This window comes from Microbacterium enclense (assembly GCF_004022425.1).
GTDB lineage: Bacteria > Actinomycetota > Actinomycetes > Actinomycetales > Microbacteriaceae > Microbacterium > Microbacterium enclense_A.
Window position 1 is genome coordinate 43471 of record NZ_RBZY01000016.1, and the last position, 17159, is coordinate 60629.

Annotated in this window: 14 protein-coding genes; 9 read left to right on the forward strand and 5 right to left on the reverse strand. The window is 70.7% G+C overall.

What is annotated here, in order from left to right; all coding sequences use genetic code 11:
* The first annotated feature begins 30 nt into the window (after positions 1-30).
* Genes idi through D8Y23_RS06060 form a run of 7 tightly spaced genes read left to right on the forward strand, consistent with a single transcriptional unit; the run spans position 31 to position 5606 of the window.
* Complete coding sequence (gene idi / locus D8Y23_RS06030) at positions 31-582, forward strand: isopentenyl-diphosphate Delta-isomerase (RefSeq protein WP_128217259.1); 552 nt, start codon at positions 31-33, stop codon at positions 580-582.
* A complete protein-coding gene (locus D8Y23_RS06035; RefSeq protein WP_128217260.1) occupies positions 579-1646 on the forward strand; it encodes a polyprenyl synthetase family protein in 1068 nt (355 codons plus the stop codon). Before idi ends, D8Y23_RS06035 begins: the two co-directional genes overlap by 4 nt.
* Positions 1643-2500: a phytoene/squalene synthase family protein gene (locus D8Y23_RS06040; protein WP_128217261.1), complete on the forward strand. Its 858-nt coding sequence runs from the start codon at positions 1643-1645 to the stop codon at positions 2498-2500. Before D8Y23_RS06035 ends, D8Y23_RS06040 begins: the two co-directional genes overlap by 4 nt.
* Positions 2497-4053, forward strand: a complete 1557-nt coding sequence (gene crtI / locus D8Y23_RS06045; protein ID WP_128217262.1) for a phytoene desaturase family protein — start codon at positions 2497-2499, stop codon at positions 4051-4053. Before D8Y23_RS06040 ends, crtI begins: the two co-directional genes overlap by 4 nt.
* A 1-nt stretch (position 4054) precedes the next feature.
* Positions 4055-4414, forward strand: a complete 360-nt coding sequence (locus D8Y23_RS06050; protein ID WP_128217263.1) for a lycopene cyclase domain-containing protein — start codon at positions 4055-4057, stop codon at positions 4412-4414.
* Entirely contained in the window at positions 4411-4719 is a 309-nt protein-coding gene (locus tag D8Y23_RS06055) for a lycopene cyclase domain-containing protein (protein WP_128217264.1), read from the forward strand. The genes D8Y23_RS06050 and D8Y23_RS06055 overlap by 4 nt, the downstream gene beginning before the upstream one ends.
* On the forward strand, positions 4716-5606 hold the full coding sequence (locus tag D8Y23_RS06060) for a prenyltransferase (RefSeq protein ID WP_128217265.1): 891 nt from the start codon (positions 4716-4718) through the stop codon (positions 5604-5606). Before D8Y23_RS06055 ends, D8Y23_RS06060 begins: the two co-directional genes overlap by 4 nt.
* Before the next feature lie 261 nt (positions 5607-5867).
* Here D8Y23_RS06060 and D8Y23_RS06065 read toward each other — a convergent pair whose 3' ends face one another.
* Together D8Y23_RS06065 and D8Y23_RS06070 are read right to left on the reverse strand one after the other, a co-directional pair.
* Entirely contained in the window at positions 5868-8813 is a 2946-nt protein-coding gene (locus D8Y23_RS06065) for a UPF0182 family protein (protein ID WP_128217266.1), read from the reverse strand.
* Positions 8814-8856: 43 nt separating this feature from the next.
* Positions 8857-10005 carry a YlbL family protein gene (locus D8Y23_RS06070; RefSeq protein WP_128217267.1) on the reverse strand — a complete coding sequence of 383 codons (1149 nt, stop codon included), beginning with the start codon at positions 10003-10005 and terminating at the stop codon, positions 8857-8859.
* A gap of 125 nt (positions 10006-10130) precedes the next feature.
* Here D8Y23_RS06070 and D8Y23_RS06075 point away from each other — a divergent pair, with 125 nt between their 5' ends.
* The gene (locus D8Y23_RS06075; protein ID WP_128217268.1) at positions 10131-11531 is read left to right on the forward strand and encodes a zinc-dependent metalloprotease; all 1401 of its coding nucleotides are present in this window, start codon (positions 10131-10133) and stop codon (positions 11529-11531) included.
* Between the two features lie 740 nt (positions 11532-12271).
* Here the strand turns inward: D8Y23_RS06075 and D8Y23_RS06080 are convergent.
* Both D8Y23_RS06080 and nudC read right to left on the reverse strand, forming a co-directional pair.
* Complete coding sequence (locus D8Y23_RS06080) at positions 12272-14026, reverse strand: ATP-dependent helicase (RefSeq protein ID WP_128217269.1); 1755 nt, start codon at positions 14024-14026, stop codon at positions 12272-12274.
* Positions 14023-14934, reverse strand: coding sequence for an NAD(+) diphosphatase (gene nudC, locus D8Y23_RS06085; RefSeq protein WP_128217270.1), 912 nt, complete (start codon positions 14932-14934; stop codon positions 14023-14025). The genes D8Y23_RS06080 and nudC overlap by 4 nt, the downstream gene beginning before the upstream one ends.
* 64 nt (positions 14935-14998) lie before the next feature.
* On the opposite strand from nudC, the gene D8Y23_RS06090 reads away from it, so the two are divergent.
* Positions 14999-16396, forward strand: a complete 1398-nt coding sequence (locus tag D8Y23_RS06090) for a phosphotransferase (RefSeq protein ID WP_128217271.1) — start codon at positions 14999-15001, stop codon at positions 16394-16396.
* A 56-nt stretch (positions 16397-16452) separates the two neighbouring features.
* On the opposite strand, the gene D8Y23_RS06095 is transcribed toward D8Y23_RS06090, so the two are convergent.
* Positions 16453-17159: PD-(D/E)XK nuclease family protein (locus tag D8Y23_RS06095; RefSeq protein WP_164878151.1), on the reverse strand; the 707-nt coding region annotated here is incomplete at its 5' end.

Here is a 17159-nt window from a genome sequence, read left to right on the forward strand (position 1 = left end):
CGCTAGCTAAACTAGCAAACAGGAGGCACGATGAGCGAGACCGAATATGTCGTCCTCCTGGACGACTGGGGCAACGAGATCGGCACCGCGCCCAAGGCGAGCGTGCACGGCACCGACACGGCGCTGCACCTGGCGTTCTCCTGCCACGTCGTCAACTCCGACGGCCAGGTGCTGGTGACGCGTCGAGCCCTCGAGAAGAAGACATGGCCCGGGGTCTGGACGAATTCGTTTTGCGGCCATCCGGCCCCCGCGGAGCCGGTCCTGCAGGCCGTCCATCGCCGCGCCGCGTTCGAGGTCGGACTCACGATCCGCGACGTCGAACTCGCTCTCCCGCTGTTCCGCTACCGGGCCGTCGACGCCAGCGGCATCGTCGAGCACGAGATCTGCCCCGTGTACGTTGCGCGCACCGATGAGGAGCCGCGCCTGAACCCCGCCGAGGTCGCCGAGTCGCGCTGGGTCGACCCGGCCGACCTCGCCGCCGCACTCGAGGCCACCCCCTGGGCGTTCAGCCCGTGGCTGGTGCTGCAGGCGCAGCAGCTCCACCTGTTCTCCCCTCCCCCCGCCATCCGGGCGGCGTCATGATCGCACTGTCGACGACACCCACGGCGCGCGCCGCGATCGACGACGCGATCGACGCGGTCGTCACCCGCCTGGCCCGACGCCTGCGCGGTCACGGCGACGGCGCCCAGGCCCTGGCATCCGCCATCGCCCGCTCCACGCGGGGCGGCAAGCGGTTCCGTCCGCTTCTCGTCGTCGCGGCGTTCGACACGCTGCGGGGCGACGAGGCCGACCGCGCCGCCGCCTACCAGGTCGCCGCGGCCTTCGAACTCCTCCACACCGCCTTCGTCGTGCACGACGACGTCATCGACCACGACACCGAACGTCGCGGCGTCGCCAACGTCGGGGGCGAGTTCCGCGCGCGCGGGCGCGAGCGCGGAGCGGATGCCACGGGGGCTGCGCTCCTCGGTGATGCCGCCGGCATCCTCGCGGGCGACCTGCTGCTCCACGAAGCCGGACGACTGGTCGCGCTGGCCGACCTGCCCGCAAGCGTGCGGGGAGAGCTCCTGCGCCTCGTCGAGGACGCGGTCCTGATCTCGGCCGCCGGTGAGCTCGCGGACGTCGAGAACGCGGTGTCCGCGGCCGAGGTCGACGCCGAGACGATCCTGCGCACGACCCACGACAAGACAGCGGTGTATTCGTTCTCGGCTCCGCTCGAGGCCGGCGCCGTGCTCGCGGGTGCCGACGGCCCGGTTCGAGCGGCGCTGGAGAGGTTCGGACAGCGACTCGGACTCGCCTACCAACTCGTCGACGATCTCATCGGCGCATTCGGGTCGTCGGACGTGTCCGGCAAGGACGAGGGCTGCGATCTCCGCGAGGCCAAGAAGACCCACCTCATCGTTCTCGCCCGCGAGACCGAGTCGTGGCCCGAGGTGAGCGAAGCGCTCGCGCAGGCCCACACCGGTCCGGTCGCGATCCGCGCGGCCCAACGCGCGCTGAGCGACTCGGGAGCCCGCGCGCGGCTGGAAGCCCTCGTCCGCGAGACCCTCGACGAGGCGCGCGCGATCGTCACGGCATCCACCCTTCCCGAGGAGTGCCGCACCATGCTCCACGACCTCGTCGACGCGGTCCAGGGACGCGTTCCGTGACCGGTCTGGAGCTCTACTCGCGCACCGCCGACGACGCCGCCGCGGCGGTCATCCATCGCTACTCGACCTCGTTCGGACTCGCGGCGCGCCTGCTCGGCCCCCGGCCCCGGCCCCACGTGCGCAACATCTACGCCCTCGTCCGCGTGGCCGACGAGATCGTCGACGGTCCCGCCCACGACGCCGGGCTCTCCCCCGCCCAGGAACGCGCGGCGCTCGACGCGCTCGAGAACGAGGTACGGGATGCCATCGCCACGGGGTTCAGCGCGAACCTCGTCGTGCACGCCTTCGCCCGCACCGCCCGCGAGTGCGGCATCGGCGAAGATCTCATCGCCCCGTTCTTCGCCTCGATGCGCACCGACCTCGACACCGCCGCGCACGACGACGCCTCGCACGACGCGTACGTCTACGGGTCGGCCGAGGTCGTGGGACTCATGTGCCTCCAGGTGTTCCTGAACGCCGGCATGTCCGCCCCCGCGCGGCCCGCCCCCGACCTCGTGGACGGCGCCCGCCGCCTCGGGGCGGCGTTCCAGGACGTGAACTTCCTGCGCGACCTGGACGACGACGCGGCGCGCCTCGGACGCGACTACCTCGACGGCGCCGCCGGGGACGCGCGTCGGACCGCGGTCCTCGACCGCATCGACGCGGACCTCGCCGCCGCCGCTGCCACCGTACCCTTCCTCCCGCCGGACTGCCGGCGCGCGGTCACCGCCGCGCACGACCTGTTCGCGGAACTCTCGCGGCGTCTGCGCCGCACCCCCGCGGGCGCGCCACGCGTCCGCGTCCCCGACACCGTGAAGGCGACTCTCGCCGCCCGTGCCTTCCTCGGACGCCCACCGAAAGGGGCCCACGCATGACCTCGCAGCGCATCGTCGTCGTCGGAGGAGGAATCGCCGGGCTCGGCACGGCCGCTCTCCTGGCCGATCAGGGTCACGAGGTGCACCTGTTCGAGGGCCGTGACCAGCTCGGCGGTCGCGCCGGGTCGTGGGAGAGCGACGGGTTCCGGTTCGACACCGGCCCGAGCTGGTACCTCATGCCGGAGGTCTTCGACCACTTCTTCCGTCTGCTGGGCACCAGCGCCGCCGAGCAGCTCGACCTCGTGCGCCTGGATCCCGCATACCGCGTCTACGGCCCTCCCGGGAAGGGTGAGCCGATCGACGTCGTCTCGGGCCGCGAGGCCGTGCGGGCGCTGTTCGAGCAGCACGAGCCCGGCTCGGGCGACAAGGTGGAGGCCTACCTCGACTCCGCGAAGGACGCCTACGAGCTGTCGACATCGAAATTCCTGTACGACACGTACTCCTCCACCCACGGTCTCGGCGACCCCGCGCTGGTGAAGCGTCTCCCGACGCTCATTCCACTGCTGACGCAGACACTGTGGAAGCGCGTCACGCGCGACTTCTCCAACCCGCGGCTGCAGCAGATCCTGGCCTACCCCTCCGTCTTCCTCGGTGGTTCGCCCTTCGAGGTTCCGAGCCTGTACCACCTCATGAGCCACCTCGACCTGGGCGACGGCGTGCTGTACCCGAAGGGCGGCTTCACCGAGATCATCGCCGCGATCGAACGTCTCGCGCGCGAGCGCGGGGTGCAGATCGAGACGGGCGTGCCCGTCGAGGCGATCATCACCGACGGCGGGATCGCCCGCGGTGTGCGCCTCGCCGACGGGCGGGTGGTCTCGGCGGATGCCGTGGTGTCGGGCGCCGACCTCCATCACACCGAGACAGAGCTTCTGGAAGAGGGCGACCGGCAGTATCCGGAGAAGTGGTGGAAGGATCGCGTACCCAGCCCGGGCGCGCTGCTGCTGCTGTTGGGGGTGAAGGGCGAACTCCCCCAGCTCACCCACCACACACTGCTGTTCACCGACGACTGGCACACGAACTTCGACGCCATCTTCGGAGAGAACAAGCGCATCCCCGACCCCGCGTCGATCTACGTCTGCCGCCCGAGCGCCTCCGACGACTCCGTCGCCCCCGAGGGGCACGAGAACCTGTTCGTCCTCGTCCCCGTGCCGGCCGACCCGGTCAGCGGCCGGGGCGGCGTCGACGGCGCGGGCGACCCCCGCATCGAGCGCGCGGCCGACCGCGTGATCGCGCAGATCGGTGAGTGGGCCGGCATCCCGGACTTCGCCGACCGCATCGTCGTTCGAAAGACGATCGCACCGGAAGACTTCGCCACCGACCTGCACGCGTGGCACGGCAACTCGCTGGGACTCGCGCACACGCTGGGCCAGAGCGCCATCTTCCGGCCGAAGAACCGGTCACGGAAGGTGTCGAACCTGTACTACGCCGGCACCTCGGTTCTCCCCGGCATCGGGCTGCCGATGTGTCTCATCTCGGCCGAACTCGTCGTGAAGCGCATGACCGGCGACAAGACCGCCGGGCCCCTGAACGAGCCGGCTCACGCGGCGGTCTGAGGTGCCCGGGATCTACCTGGGCGCGATCCTGTTCTCGTTGGCGGGCATGATCGCGATCGATTGGAAGTTCGGTCTCGCCCTGCGCACCGCTCCGCGGCGCACGGTGCTCGCGGTGGGTCTCGGCACCGTGTTCTTCCTCGCGTGGGATGCCGTCGGCATCCTCACCGGGGTCTTCGTGAAGGGCGACAGTCCGCTATTCGTCGGTCTCGACCTCGCGCCGCACCTGCCGGTCGAAGAGGTCTTCTTCCTCATCTTCCTCAGCTACCTCGCGGTCGTCCTGTGGACGGTCTTCGACCGTGTGCAGGAGAAGCGGGATGCCGGAACCCGAGCCCACGTCGATGCCGAGGAGTCACCCTCGTGACGTACCCCCTCATCCTCGTACCGTTCGTCGCGCTCACCCTCGCCGTCACGCTCGCCAGTGCGCGGCGACCCGGCTTCGCGCGGCGGATGCGGGCCTCGGCCTGGACGGCACTCGTGCTGGTCGCGCTGACCGCCGTGTTCGACAACGTCATGATCGCGGTGGGACTGTTCTCGTACCCCGAAGAGCACCTCAGCGGTCTGCGGATCGGCCTGGCTCCCCTCGAGGACTTCGCCTATCCGATCTGCGCGGCCTTCCTCGTGCCCGCGCTGTTCTCGCTCGTCCCCGCCCGGAGGCACACCGCATGACCACCCCCGCTCTCACCCCGGGACGCGTCCTGCGCGAGCTGTTCGTCTCGTCGCGACCCGTGAGCTGGATCAACACCGCGTTCCCCTTCGCGGCCGCGTACCTGCTGACCACGCGACAGGTCGATGTCGTGCTCGTCGTCGGCATCCTGTTCTTCCTCATCCCCTACAACCTCGCGATGTACGGGGTGAACGACGTCTTCGACTACGAGTCGGATCTGCGTAACCCCCGCAAGGGCGGCACGCACGGCGCGGTCCTCGCCAAGCGCATGCACCCGATCACGCTCTGGGCCTCCGCCCTGTCGTGCCTGCCGTTCGTGGTGTTCCTCGTGATCGTCGGATCGCCCCTGTCGTGGCTCGTGCTCGCGCTCAGCCTGTTCTTCGTCGTGTTCTACTCCGCTCCCCCGCTCCGGCTCAAGGAGCGCCCCTTCGCGGACTCGATGACGAGCAGCATCCACTTCTTCTCGCCCGCCGTGTACGGGCTCGTGATCGCCGGGGCGACGTGGACCTGGCAGCTGGTCGCGGTGCTCGTCGCCTTCGCCCTGTGGGGCATCGCCTCGCACGCCTTCGGCGCCGTCCAGGACGTCGAGGCGGATCGCGCCGCCGACATCTCCTCGATCGCCACGGCACGCGGCGCGCGGTGGACCGTACGCTTCGCACTGGCCGCGTACGCCCTCGCCGGCGTAGTCATGCTGGTCACCGCGTGGCCGGGACCGCTCGCGGCGCTCCTCGTGATCCCGTACCTCGTCGTGTGCTGGCCGTACCGCAACGTCACGGATGCCACCTCCGACAGCGCCACCGCCGGATGGAACCGTTTCCTGTGGCTCAACCAGATCGCGGGCTTCGGCACGACGATGCTGCTGATCTGGTGGTGGTTCCTCAGCGCGTGACGCTCCCCGGATGACGCGGGGGCACGGTGTCGCTCCTGACCCGCACGGGGCATGCTCACTGTCCAGGACACGCGGATGTCGGCCCGCGCCGTCCGCGTGTCCTGGACACCCCACGGGGGGCGGGTGGGATGCCGGGCCCGCGGGGCTCCGGGCCGGCCACGGCCTGCATGGCGGACACCCCCACCACGGCGGAAACGCCCGTAACAGCGGAAACGAAAGACGCCGACACCCCGAAGGGCGTCGGCGTCTCTCGTGCGCAGGTCAGCCGGCGGGTGTGGGAGCGGGCGTGGGCGTCGACTCCGCGGAGTCCTGCGCCTGGCCCTCGAGCTCGATGAGGCGCTGGACTGCCGCGTTGAGGCGCGCGTCCTGCGTCGCGAACTCGGCGAGGTTACCCGCTGTCAGCGCCGCCTGCTTGGCGGCCAGAGCCTCCTGCGCCTCGACCAGCGCCGCCGCGTAGTCGCCGGCCGGCGCGTTCGGGGTTGCCGGGGTATCGCCGCCCTGATCGGGCTGATCGGTCGGGTCGGTCGGCGCCACCGACTCGTCACCGGTCTCGGCACCCGAATCTCCGCCGAAGAGCGTATCGAGCGCTTCGCTCAACGTGTTCTCGAACGCGATCCTGTTACCGAAGGCGACGAGCACGCGCCGAAGCTGCGGGAGCTGCGTACCGCCGGAGGACTGCACGAAGACCGGCTGCACGTAGAGCAGACCGCCACCGACCGGGAGCGTCAGCAGGTTGCCGTTGAGCACCTGCGACTGGCCCTGCTGAAGGATGTTGATCTGCGACGACACCGCCGTGTCGGAGTCGAACGTGTTCTGCACCTGACCGGGTCCGGGAACGGTCGTGGCCGCGTCGATCACGAGCATCCGCAATCGTCCGTAGTCCTCGCGTTTCGTGCCCTTCTCGTCACCCGCGTTGGAGTCCACCGCGAGATAGCCGGTGAGGACGTTGCGCGCCTGACCCTGGGATGCCGGGATGAAGCTGGTGAACATCGAGTAGGTCGGCTCGTCCTGGCTCGGCATCTTCATCGTCAGGTAGTACGGCGGCTGCAGGCTGTTCGGGTCCTGCGGGTCGTTCGGAGTGGCCCAGCGGTTGTCCTGCTGGAAGAACGACCGCGCGTCGTCGACGTGGTAGACGCCCAGCATCGAACGCTGCACCTTCATGAGGTCGGTCGGGTACCGGACGTGGCTCATGAGGTCGGCCGACATCTCGCTCCAGGGCTCCAGGCTGGACGGGTAGACCTTCTGCCATGCCTGCAGGATCGGGTCCTCGTCGTCCCACGCGTACAGCGTGACCTTGCCGTCGTAGGCGTCGACCGTCGCCTTGACCGAGTTGCGGATGTAGTTGATGTTGTCGAGCGAGTACGTCGGCGACGGGGTGTTCGAGTCCGCAATGGCCCGCGACAGCGAGACACCCGTCGAGTAGGGGTAGTTCGCGCTCGTGGTGTAGCCGTCGATGACCCACTGGATTCGACCGTCCACCACGGTGGGGTACGGATCGCTGTCGAGCGTCAGGTAGGGCGCGACCTTCTGCACGCGATCCTTCGGGTTGCGGTCATAGAGGATCTGGGAGTCCTCGTTGACGTAGTCCGAGAACAGGATCTGCTCCGACTGGAACTTCAGTGCGTAGATCAGTCGGTTGAACACGTTCCCGACGCTCGGGCCGCCGTCGCCACGGAACGTGGTGCGGGTCTCCGTACCGCCGTCGGCGCCGAGCGGGTAGTCGAGCTCGATGTCCTCGCCGCCCTCGGGGCCGCCCACGATCGAGTACGGCGGAGACTGCTCGCCGAAGTACACGCGCGGCTCGTAGTTCAGGTCGGTCAGGAAGCCCGTTCCGGGGATCGCCTGCTCGAGGAACACGGGATCGCCGTCGTCGGTGCGCTCGTTGCCCGCCGCGGCCACCATGCCGTACCCGTGCGTGTACACGAGGGTCGTGTTCTGCCACGTGGCGGCATCGCCGAGCTGCTGGATGTTCAGCTCGCGCAGGGCGACGACGGCATCCTGGCTCTGTCCGTTGATCTGATACCGGTCGACGTCCAGCGGGTTACCGAACTGGTAGTACGCGCGGTACTGCTCGAGCTGGCGGACCGTGGGGCTGATGATCGCCGGGTCCATGATGCGCAGCTGAGCCGTCGAGGCGGCGTCGTTGCGGAGCTGCCCGGCCTCGGCGGTCGTCGCGGCCTCGAAGTTCTCCTTCTCGACGCCGTCGATGCCGTACGCGGCCTTCGTGCTGTCGAGGTTGCGCTGATAGTACTGGCTCTCGAGCGAGAGCTGGTTGGGGCGCACCTGAAAGGTCGTGACCGCCCACGGGATGGCCGCGCCCACGACGATGGCCGACACGACGAGAAGCGCCGTCGCGATGAGGGGGTAGCGCCAGCGCCCGATGACGGCGGTGATGAAGAAGGCGAGCGCCACGATGACGGCCGCGATGGCGAGGATGGTCTGTCCGGGGATGACCGCGTTGACGCCCACGTAGGCGGGGCCCGTGATCCGGTCCTCCTGCGTGATGAGGGTGGAGTAACGGTCGAGCCACAGGCTGGCGCCCTGGAGCAGCAGGTAGATGCCGGCGAGGACGGCGAGCTGGATGCGGGCCGCCTTCGAGATCCGCAGTTCCCGCTGACCGACACGGACCGAGCCGTACAGGTAGGACACGACCGCCGTGAGCAGGAGGCAGACGAGCACGACGCCCGAGGCGAAACCGACCACGGTCGTGTAGAACGGCAGACCGAACAGGTAGAACCCGGTGTCGAGGCCGAACTGCGGGTCGGTGGTCGAAGTGGCGACGCCGTTGAACCACAGCCAGGTCGTCTCCCACTGCGCCGAGGCGGCGAAGCCGGCGAAGAAGCCGAAGAAGATCGGGATGCCCCACATCGCCAGGCGGCGCAGAGGCTCCACAACCTCCTGGTAGCGATCGAGCTGCGAGCTCAACCGGGCGTAGACGGGGCGCAAACGATACGCGAGCTGAATGACGCCCCACACGGGCACGGCCATCGCGAGGAAGCCCACGACGAACATCACCGTCCGGGCGATCCACTGGGTGGTCAACACCTCGGTGAAACCGAGCTGCGAGAACCACATCCAATCGGAGTACAGATTCGCGAAGACGAAGAACGCCACGACCAGGGCGGCGATGACCGCCAGCGAGATCGAGATGATCCGTCGTGAACGGTTCGGGGGCGTGGCCTGGTTCGGCGCTGAGGTCGTGGTCACCCGTCCATCCTAGGCGTCGCCTTCTGGGGGTACGCCGTGGATACTACGATCCCGAGGCGGCCGCACTGTCGCAGGTCGGCAGGGCGTCGAGGTCGCCGCCGTCACGGATCGTCTCGAGCGCCGTCAGCGAGTCCTCGAGGGTAGCGACGGAGAGGACGCGGATGCCATCGGGCACGTGGCCCACGACCTCGTTGCAGTTGGACCGAGGGGCGAGGAACCAGGCGGCACCGGCATCCCGGGCCCCATAGAGCTTCTGACGGATGCCACCGATGCCGCCCACATTGCCGTCGGCGTCGATCGTCCCCGTGCCGGCGATGTGCTGGCCGCCGGTGAGATCGCCCGCCGACATCTTGTCGATGATGCCGAGCGCGAACATCATGCCGGCGCTCGGCCCGCCGACGTTGTTGATCTGGATCTTCACGTCGACCGGGAGGTCGAAAGTCAGCGTCAGACCGACGCCCAGCAGCCACTGCTGCTGTCCATTCACGTCGGTGAGGCGCGGCGTGACGGAGACCGAGCTCTCGGTGCCGTTGCGATCGATGCCGAGGGCGACGGGCGCTCCGTCTCCGGCTTGGACGGCCGAGCGGATGTCGTTCACGCTGGCCACGGGAGCACCGTCGAGCGAGGTGATGACGTCGCCGAGATCCAGCACGCCCGCCGATGCGCCGTCGTCGTCGATGGTGCCGACGACGACGTCCTGGGGGACGGTGTACCCGAGCTCGCGCAGGGCCGCGGCGGAGGCCTCGAGCTGCGAATCGCTCATCAACGCGGCGTTCTCGGTGTTGCGCTGCTCGGTGGACTGCCCCGACGGGAAGATGCGGTCCAGCGGCACCACGGCCCGGGAGGGGTCGAACCACGCCTGCGCCAGCTCGATCCAACTGGGCGTTCGCTCCCGGTTGCCGTTGATCTGGACGGTGAGCAGGTCGAGCCGGCCCTCCGAGGGCGTGTCCTGCTCGTCGGGCACCGTGATGAGGGGCACCTCATCGCCATCGGCATCGCGCGAGGTCCCGAGGGTGTCGAGGACGGGTCCGGGCTGCTGGATGACGTACGGCGAGGGCAGGAAGGTGAGGACGAAGAGCACCAGCATCGCCACGACGAGCGACCACACGCCGAACACGGTGGATCGGCCCCACCGCCGTCGATGCGCCGATCGAGCGGGCGCGACGGAGACGTTCTCGTCGAACAGGGTCACGGGTCCTACCTTTGCCGGGTCGTTCGCGCGCGGCGTAAGCGGCGAGGGGCCGAGCCGAGGGGAGCGAGGAATCGTGCGACTAGCGTAGATCGCGTTCCCCTTGACCCGGCTGAAAGGCGACTGAAGTGGCAGACGACGACCGGAACCCCGAGGAGGAGTTCCAGGAGCTCCTGCGGCGCCTGATGTCCGGCGACACCTCTGGCCTCGACCCCGAGCAGCTCTCGCGCCTGTCGGGGATGCAGATCGACCCGGCCATGATGCAGGCGGTCATGAACCAGCTGCAGGGGGCGATGTCGGGCGCGCAGGACGGCATCGACTGGGGGCTGGCCGAGCGCCAGGCCCTGCACATCGCCAATCAGGACGGTCTCGGCGTGTCCACCGGGCAGCGCACCGACCTCGACCAGGCTTTCTCGCTCGCGGCGCTGTGGCTCGGCGAGGCGACCACGATCAGCGACCTCCCGCGTCCGCCGAAAGCCGTCACCCGGGGGGCGTGGGTGAGCGCGACCCTGCCCGTGTGGCAGGAATTGGCCGAGCCCGTCGCGACGAGCATCGCCGACGCCCTCACAGAGGCGCTCGGCCAGCAGGCACCGGACGACATGCAGGACCTCATCGCCGGGGCGGGCCGACTGATGCGCACGGTCGGCGGTTCGCTCTTCGCCACGCAGCTCGGCCAGGTCGTCGGACGTCTGTCGACCGAGGTCGTGGGCGGCGGGGACGTGGGCATTCCCGTCATGCCCGACGGCGACGCCGCGATCCTGCCCCAGAACTTCGCCGACTTCGGTCGCGACCTCGAGATCCCCGACGACCAGCTCGCGCTGTATCTCGCCACGCGCGAGCTGGCGCACGCGCGCCTGTTCCGGCACGCGCGGTGGCTGCGCCTGCACGTCATCTCGCAGGTGCGCGAGTTCGCCCACGGCATCCGCGTGGACACCGATGCCCTCGAAGAACTCGCCTCGCGCTTCGACCCGTCGCAGCCCGACGAGCTGCGCAGTGCACTCGAGAGCGGCGCGCTGCTCCCCCAGCGATCGGAGGAGCAGACCGCGGCCCTCACCCGCCTCGAGAACCTCCTCGCCACCATCGAGGGCTGGGTCGACGTCGTCACCGAGGACGCCACCTCGCGCCTTCCTTCCGCCGCCCGTATCGCAGAGGCGGTTCGCCGCCGCCGCGCGGTCGGCGGACCGGCCGAGCAGGCGCTCGGGTCGCTCGTGGGCCTGGAACTGCGTCCCCGGCGCATGCGCGAAGCGGCAGCGATGTGGCGCGCCGTCACCGACGCGGTCGGTGCCGCCGGTCGCGATGCGCTGTGGGACTACCCCGACCTCATGCCCTCGGCGGACGACATCGACGATCACGCGGGCCTCGTGGCCCGGCTGGCGGCCGAGTCGCGCGGCGAGACCGCCCCCGCGGATGCCATGGACGACGCTCTTGCGCAACTCATCGCCGAAGAGACCGGGGAGGGTTCATCGGACGGCGACCCCGCGGAGCGCGGGGACGACGACCCGACCCCCGACGACCAGCGCCCGGTCTGATCCCTCCTCCCCAGGGTCGTTCGATGCGACCAGCCCTGGGGACAACGGGGAGCCGGCGCGAAGAGCGCGCCATCATCGGGTCATGCTGCGACTCGATGCCTCCGCTCCCCCTCTGTGGCGCCACGACGGGACCGTGCAGTTCGGTTCCCCGGCGCGCGTTCATCTCGCCGACCGCCATCCGTGGACCGACCCGGCCCTGTCGTCCCTCGAAGCGGGAACGTCGCGGGCGGCCCTGCGCGCCCTGGTCCGCGTGCACGGCGGACGCGATCGCGACGCCGACGACCTGCTCGCGCTGCTCGCGCCCGCGCTCGCCCGCCGTCGGCGCAGCCCACCGCTGGCGCTGCAAGTGGCCGATGACCTCCCCGCGTCCGTGGTCCGCGCCGTGCTTGCGGCTCTTCCTGCGCGGACGCCCCGCCTGGACTGGGCGGGCCCGGCGACGCATCCCGCCCCCGCGGGCGCGCGCGTCGTGCTCCTCGCCGCTCGCCGGGTCGATCCGCGTCGCGCGGTCGACCTCGTCCGCCACGACGTCGTGCACCTCCCGTTCGTCCTCGACGGCTCCACGGCAACCGTCGGACCCGTCGTCGCCCCCGGGATCACGGCGTGCTTGAGCTGCCTGGATGCCGGTCGCCGACGTGACGACCCCGCGTGGCCCCTCATCGCCGCGCAACTGCTCGCGCGTCCACGACCGGACGTCGACGTCGCGCTGGCGGCCGAAGCGGCGCGCGCCGCACGGCACCTGCTCAGCGGTCCGATCGACTCCGTGACGCGTTCGCTGCACCTGCGCGTCGACTCGCTCCAGCGGGCCTGGCGAACGCATCGGCCGAGCGCAGACTGCCGCTGCCGATCTCTCGCAGAAAGCGCGACGGCATCCGCTCCGATCGACCTCGTCCCCGCGACCAGCTCACCGACAGCGTTCGCGCGGCCCGCGTGACACCGACGTACGCGAGGCGCCGCTCCTCGTCCACCGCCTCGAACGTCTGGGCGTACGAGATCGGCAGCAGCCCCTCGCTCACCCCGACGAGGTGGACGTGATCCCACTCCAGACCCTTGGCCGCATGAAGCGTGGCGAGCGTCACCGTGCGCGTCGCCGGTTCGTGCTGGTCCCGGGCGCGCGCCTGCAGATCATCGGTGAACGTCCGCAGGACGGTGCCCTCCGGCGCCTCCTCCGCCACCCTCAGCAGGGCCGCGCGGGCCTCCCACGCGTCGCGCAGCGCGCCGCCGGCGGCGGGCGGGTCGTCGGTGAGACCGACACTGCGCAACACGTCGCGGACCGTGGCGAGGAACCCCGTCTCGAGCGGAGCCACCGAGGCGGCGCGCAGCGCCATGAGTGCCTGGCGCACCTCAGGAAGGTCGAAGAACTTCCTGCCGCCGAGCACCGTCGCGGCGATCGACTGACGGGCGAGCGCGCTCAGCAGCGCCGCCGATTGCGCGTGCGAGCGGTAGAGCACGGCGATGTCCCGCGGATCCGTGCCGCCCCGGACGGCCTCGGCGATGGCCGCGGCCACGCCCTCCGCCTCGGCCTCGTCGTCGTCGAAGGCCCGGACGGTCGGTACGGGCGCCTCCTGAGGTGTTGCGGCGATCAGCTCGAGCGCACCCGCTCGGCCGCGCATGAGGTCGTTCGCGACCGCGAGGACGGCGGCCGTAGAGCGATAGTTCCGTTCCAGGCGTACGACACGGGCATCCTCGTGCGTTCGATCGAACTCCAGCAGGTACCGCGCATCCGCCCCGGTGAACGAGTAGATCGTCTGGCTGGCGTCGCCGACGACGCACAGGTCGCGGCGATCACCGAGCCACAGCTCGAGCAAGCGGTTCTGCAGCGGCGAGACGTCCTGGTACTCGTCGACGGTGAAGTGCCGGTACTGCTCGCGGACGGCCGCGGCCACCCGGGGTTCCGCCTCGATCATGCCGGCGCACGTCAGCAGGACGTCCTCGAAGTCCATCTGCCGCCGCTCGTCCTTGAGCTTCTCGTACGCGCGCTGCAGGGCGACCACCTGGTCCACGCCGAGACGCCCGATGCCCCCGGGGCGGTCGACGGCGTACTGCTCGATGGAGCGCATCGTCACCTTGCGCCATTCGATCTCGCCCGCCACGTCACGCAGCGTCGCGGTGTCCGGAGCGAGCCCGACGCCGTCGGCGGCGTGCGCGAGCATCCGCACCTTGTTGTCGATGATGGTCGGGGCCTGATCGCCCGCGAGGGTGGGCCAGAAGAAGTTGACCTGCGCCAGCGCCGCGGCGTGGAACGTTCGAGCAGACACGCCCGTCACCCCGAGCGCCCGAAGGCGACCGCGCATCTCGCCCGCGGCCTTGGCGGTGAACGTGACGGCCATGACCCGCTGAGGCGAGTACGCGCCGGTGTCGACGCCGTGAGCGATGCGACGCGTGATCACGCGCGTCTTCCCCGTTCCGGCGCCGGCGAGCACGCAGACGGGCCCGCGCAGGGCGCGTGCGGCTTCGAGCTGATGCTCGTCCAGCCCGCTCAGCGGGTCGACGTTCACACCCGCTCCCGGTACCAGTCGTCGATCAGCCGGTGGGCGATGGATGCCGCCCCCGGCAACTTCAGCGCGGTCTCGCCCCGCAGGGCGGCACCGATCTCGGCCCGATCGAACCAGCGGACCTCGACGATCTCTTCGCCGTCGGCTCGGGCGTCGTCATCGCGGATCGCCTGCGCGCGGAAACCGAGCATGAGCGAGCGCGGGTACGGCCACACCTGCGACCCGCGGTACTCGATCGCGTCAAGGTGCACCCCCGCCTCCTCACCGACCTCGCGCACGACGGTGTCCTCCAGCGACTCCCCCGCCTCGGCGAACCCCGCGAAGCACGAGTACCGGCTCCCGCCCCACGCGGCATTCGCGCCGAGGAGCACACGATCGGGGTCGTCGGCCGACGACACCAGGACGATGACGGCCGGGTCGGTCCGCGGAAAGTGCTCGCGGCCGCACCGAGGGCAGTGGCGCGACCATCCGGCCTGGCGCAGCAGCGTTCGCGTGCCGCACGCCGGACAGAAGGCGGCGTCCCGCAGCCAGCCCGCGAGGGCGACCGCCGTACCCAGGATCTCCGCTTCGTCCGCGGAGAGGTCGCCCCCGATCGCGCGCAGGGGTGCCCACTGCGCCTCCGCAGGGACCGCGGCATTCCGTTCCTCGTCGACCACGGCCAGCAGCAGACCGGCGCCGTCCGCCGCGCGACCCAGGAACGCCCACTCTCGCGACGCCGCGACGTCCGACACCGGGACGAGGACGAGACCGCGATCGGACACGGGGGCGGCGTCGCCATGGATGACCAGAACCCGCGTGTCGGGCGCCGCACGCAGCCCGTCGAGCAGTCCGTCGTCGTCGCGTTCGCTGCCGGCACGGTCGAGAGCTCCTCCGGGCCAAGGACCGGGGACCGCGGGAACGGACGGCGGCATCGAACACCTCTTTCAAGGGCGTGGCGCGGGGGGATCGGGCGAGCGACCGACCTACCCTGGGGGCATGGCACGCTCGCCCCTCACTCTAGCCGCGTCCGCGACGGCGGCCCTGCCCGGGATCGGCGTGACGAGCGCCGCCGCCCTCACCGAGAACGCGGGTGCGCGCTTCGATTCCGCGCTCATCTCGCTCGAGGACGGTCGCACCGTCGTCGTGCGGATGCCGGCGAGCGAAGACACCGCGGCGGACCTCGCCGCGGAGTCCCGCGCCCTGAACGCGCTGACGTCCGGTGTGCGCGCGCTGCTGCCGTTCGCCGCGCCCGAGGTCATCGGCGAGAGCGGGTCCGGGGCGAACCGCGTGCTCGTCGTCGATGTCGTCGACGGGTATCGCATCGACCCCACCGAGCTCCCGAAGGGCCCCGGGTACGCCCCCGCGATCGGTGGCGCCCTCGCGGCCGTCCATGCGCTTCCGGTGTCGATCGTGCGCACCGACGGTCTGCCGGTCCGCGCACCCGAGCAGGTCCGCGACGACGTCGCCCGCCTCCTGGATCGCGCCGACGCCACCGGGAAGGTCCCCGACGGGCTGATGATGCGGTGGCGTCGCGCCCTGCACGAGACCGACCTCTGGCGCTTCGAATCCGCCGTCGTGTTGGGCGGTGCGAGCAGCTCGTCGATCCTGCTCGTCGACGATGCCGAAGGCGTCCCGCGAGTCAGCGGCATCCTGGACTGGTCCGGGCTCAGCGTCGGCGACCCGGCCACGGACCTGAAGTGGTTGGCGTCGGCACCCACCGCCACCGACGACGTCTACGACGGATACGCCGCCGCCGGGGAGCGCTCCCCCGATCCGCTTCTGCGCGAGCGAGCCCGGCTGTACGCAGAGCTCGAGTTCGCGAAGTGGCTCGTGCACGGCCACGACGCCGGCGAACCGGAGGTCGTGGCGGACGCGGTGGCGTTGCTGGACGCTCTCGCCGACGGCGTGCGCGGCGATCAGATCGTCCCGTCGACACGATCGGACATCGACGATGCGCTCGCCCTCGTCGAGCGCGTCCCCCCGACCGCGGCGTCCGCCATCGACACGTCGATGCAGACCGACGCGTACGACCCCGAGGCGCTGGCGCTGTACATGGCCGCCGAACACGACCACGACGCCGCGGCCGCCGCGCTCGCGAACGCGAGCGGCGATGATCGGCGAGGCACGGTCACCGAGTTCGGCGTCGCCGACCTCGACGAGAACGAGCCCGGCGCGACCGCGCCGATCGACCTGCAGGGGTGGGCCCCGGCCGCCGCATCGACCGGCAGCGACTCGGCCTCGCGCGCCGACGATCAGCACACGGCGCCACCGTCGACCACCGGCGAGGTCATCGACGCCGCCACCCTGCACGAAGCCATCGACGACGAAGAGGATGCCGCCCGGGCGAGCCGCGCCGCTCTCCGCCGGTGGGGCGCCGGTCGCGACGGTTCCTGAGCCGCGCCGAACCCTCGCTCCGTGTGGCCGAACCGCGGAATCGGGCGCCCGCCGCTTCAGCCCCGCAGCACCAGTTCGTCGCCGACGTAGAACAGCGTCACGTCGATGAGGTCGAAGGGAATGCCGTGCTTCGCGTGATACGCCTCCCGGTACAGCTCGAGCTGCACCATGCGCGAACGTCGCTCGGCGTCGGTCGTGGGGGGACGCCCCGTCTTCCAGTCGACGATCTCGTACCGGTCGCCGCGACGGTACACGGCATCCAGCTTGCAGATGACGACGTGTGGACGTCCGTCGAGACGGGTGCTCACGAAGTCGATCTCCGTCTCGACCTCGAGGGGCTGCAACGGCGCCCACTCCGACCTCTCGAAGATCTCCCGCAGTCGCTGGAGTTCTGCGGCGTCCGCCGCTGACGCGCCGGCGTCGTCCTCGTCGTCCCACAGTCCGTCGTCGTCGAGCCCCGTTCCGGCACCGACGATGCCGGACCGTTTCTCGACCCACGCGTGGAAGAGCGTGCCGAGCCGGGTCTGCCGGTACGGCCGTTCCGGGAGGGGGCGCCGGAGCTCTTCCACCGCACCGGCGTAGTCCGCGACGAAGTCCTTGAACCTCGACGCGGGAATGCGGGTCGGGGCGGGAGCGTGTGCCGGGCGGAGCCGGTCGGCCCGTTCCGCGAGGAGCAGTTCCAGATCGGCATCCGGATCGGCGGGGGCGTCCTTGCGTGCCGCGCTGACGTCGGCGACCGCCGCGCTGACCGCGGTGCGGCGGG

Bases quoted from the DNA above. Each gene is read 5' to 3' on its own strand.
- idi (WP_128217259.1), top strand. From the start codon at position 31: ATGAGCGAGACCGAATATGTCGTCCTCCTGGACGACTGGGGCAACGAG.
- D8Y23_RS06035 (WP_128217260.1), top strand. From the start codon at position 579: ATGATCGCACTGTCGACGACACCCACGGCGCGCGCCGCGATCGACGAC.
- crtI (WP_128217262.1), top strand. From the start codon at position 2,497: ATGACCTCGCAGCGCATCGTCGTCGTCGGAGGAGGAATCGCCGGGCTC.
- D8Y23_RS06060 (WP_128217265.1), top strand. From the start codon at position 4,716: ATGACCACCCCCGCTCTCACCCCGGGACGCGTCCTGCGCGAGCTGTTC.
- nudC (WP_128217270.1), bottom strand. From the start codon at position 14,934: ATGCCGCCGTCCGTTCCCGCGGTCCCCGGTCCTTGGCCCGGAGGAGCT.
- D8Y23_RS06090 (WP_128217271.1), top strand. From the start codon at position 14,999: ATGGCACGCTCGCCCCTCACTCTAGCCGCGTCCGCGACGGCGGCCCTG.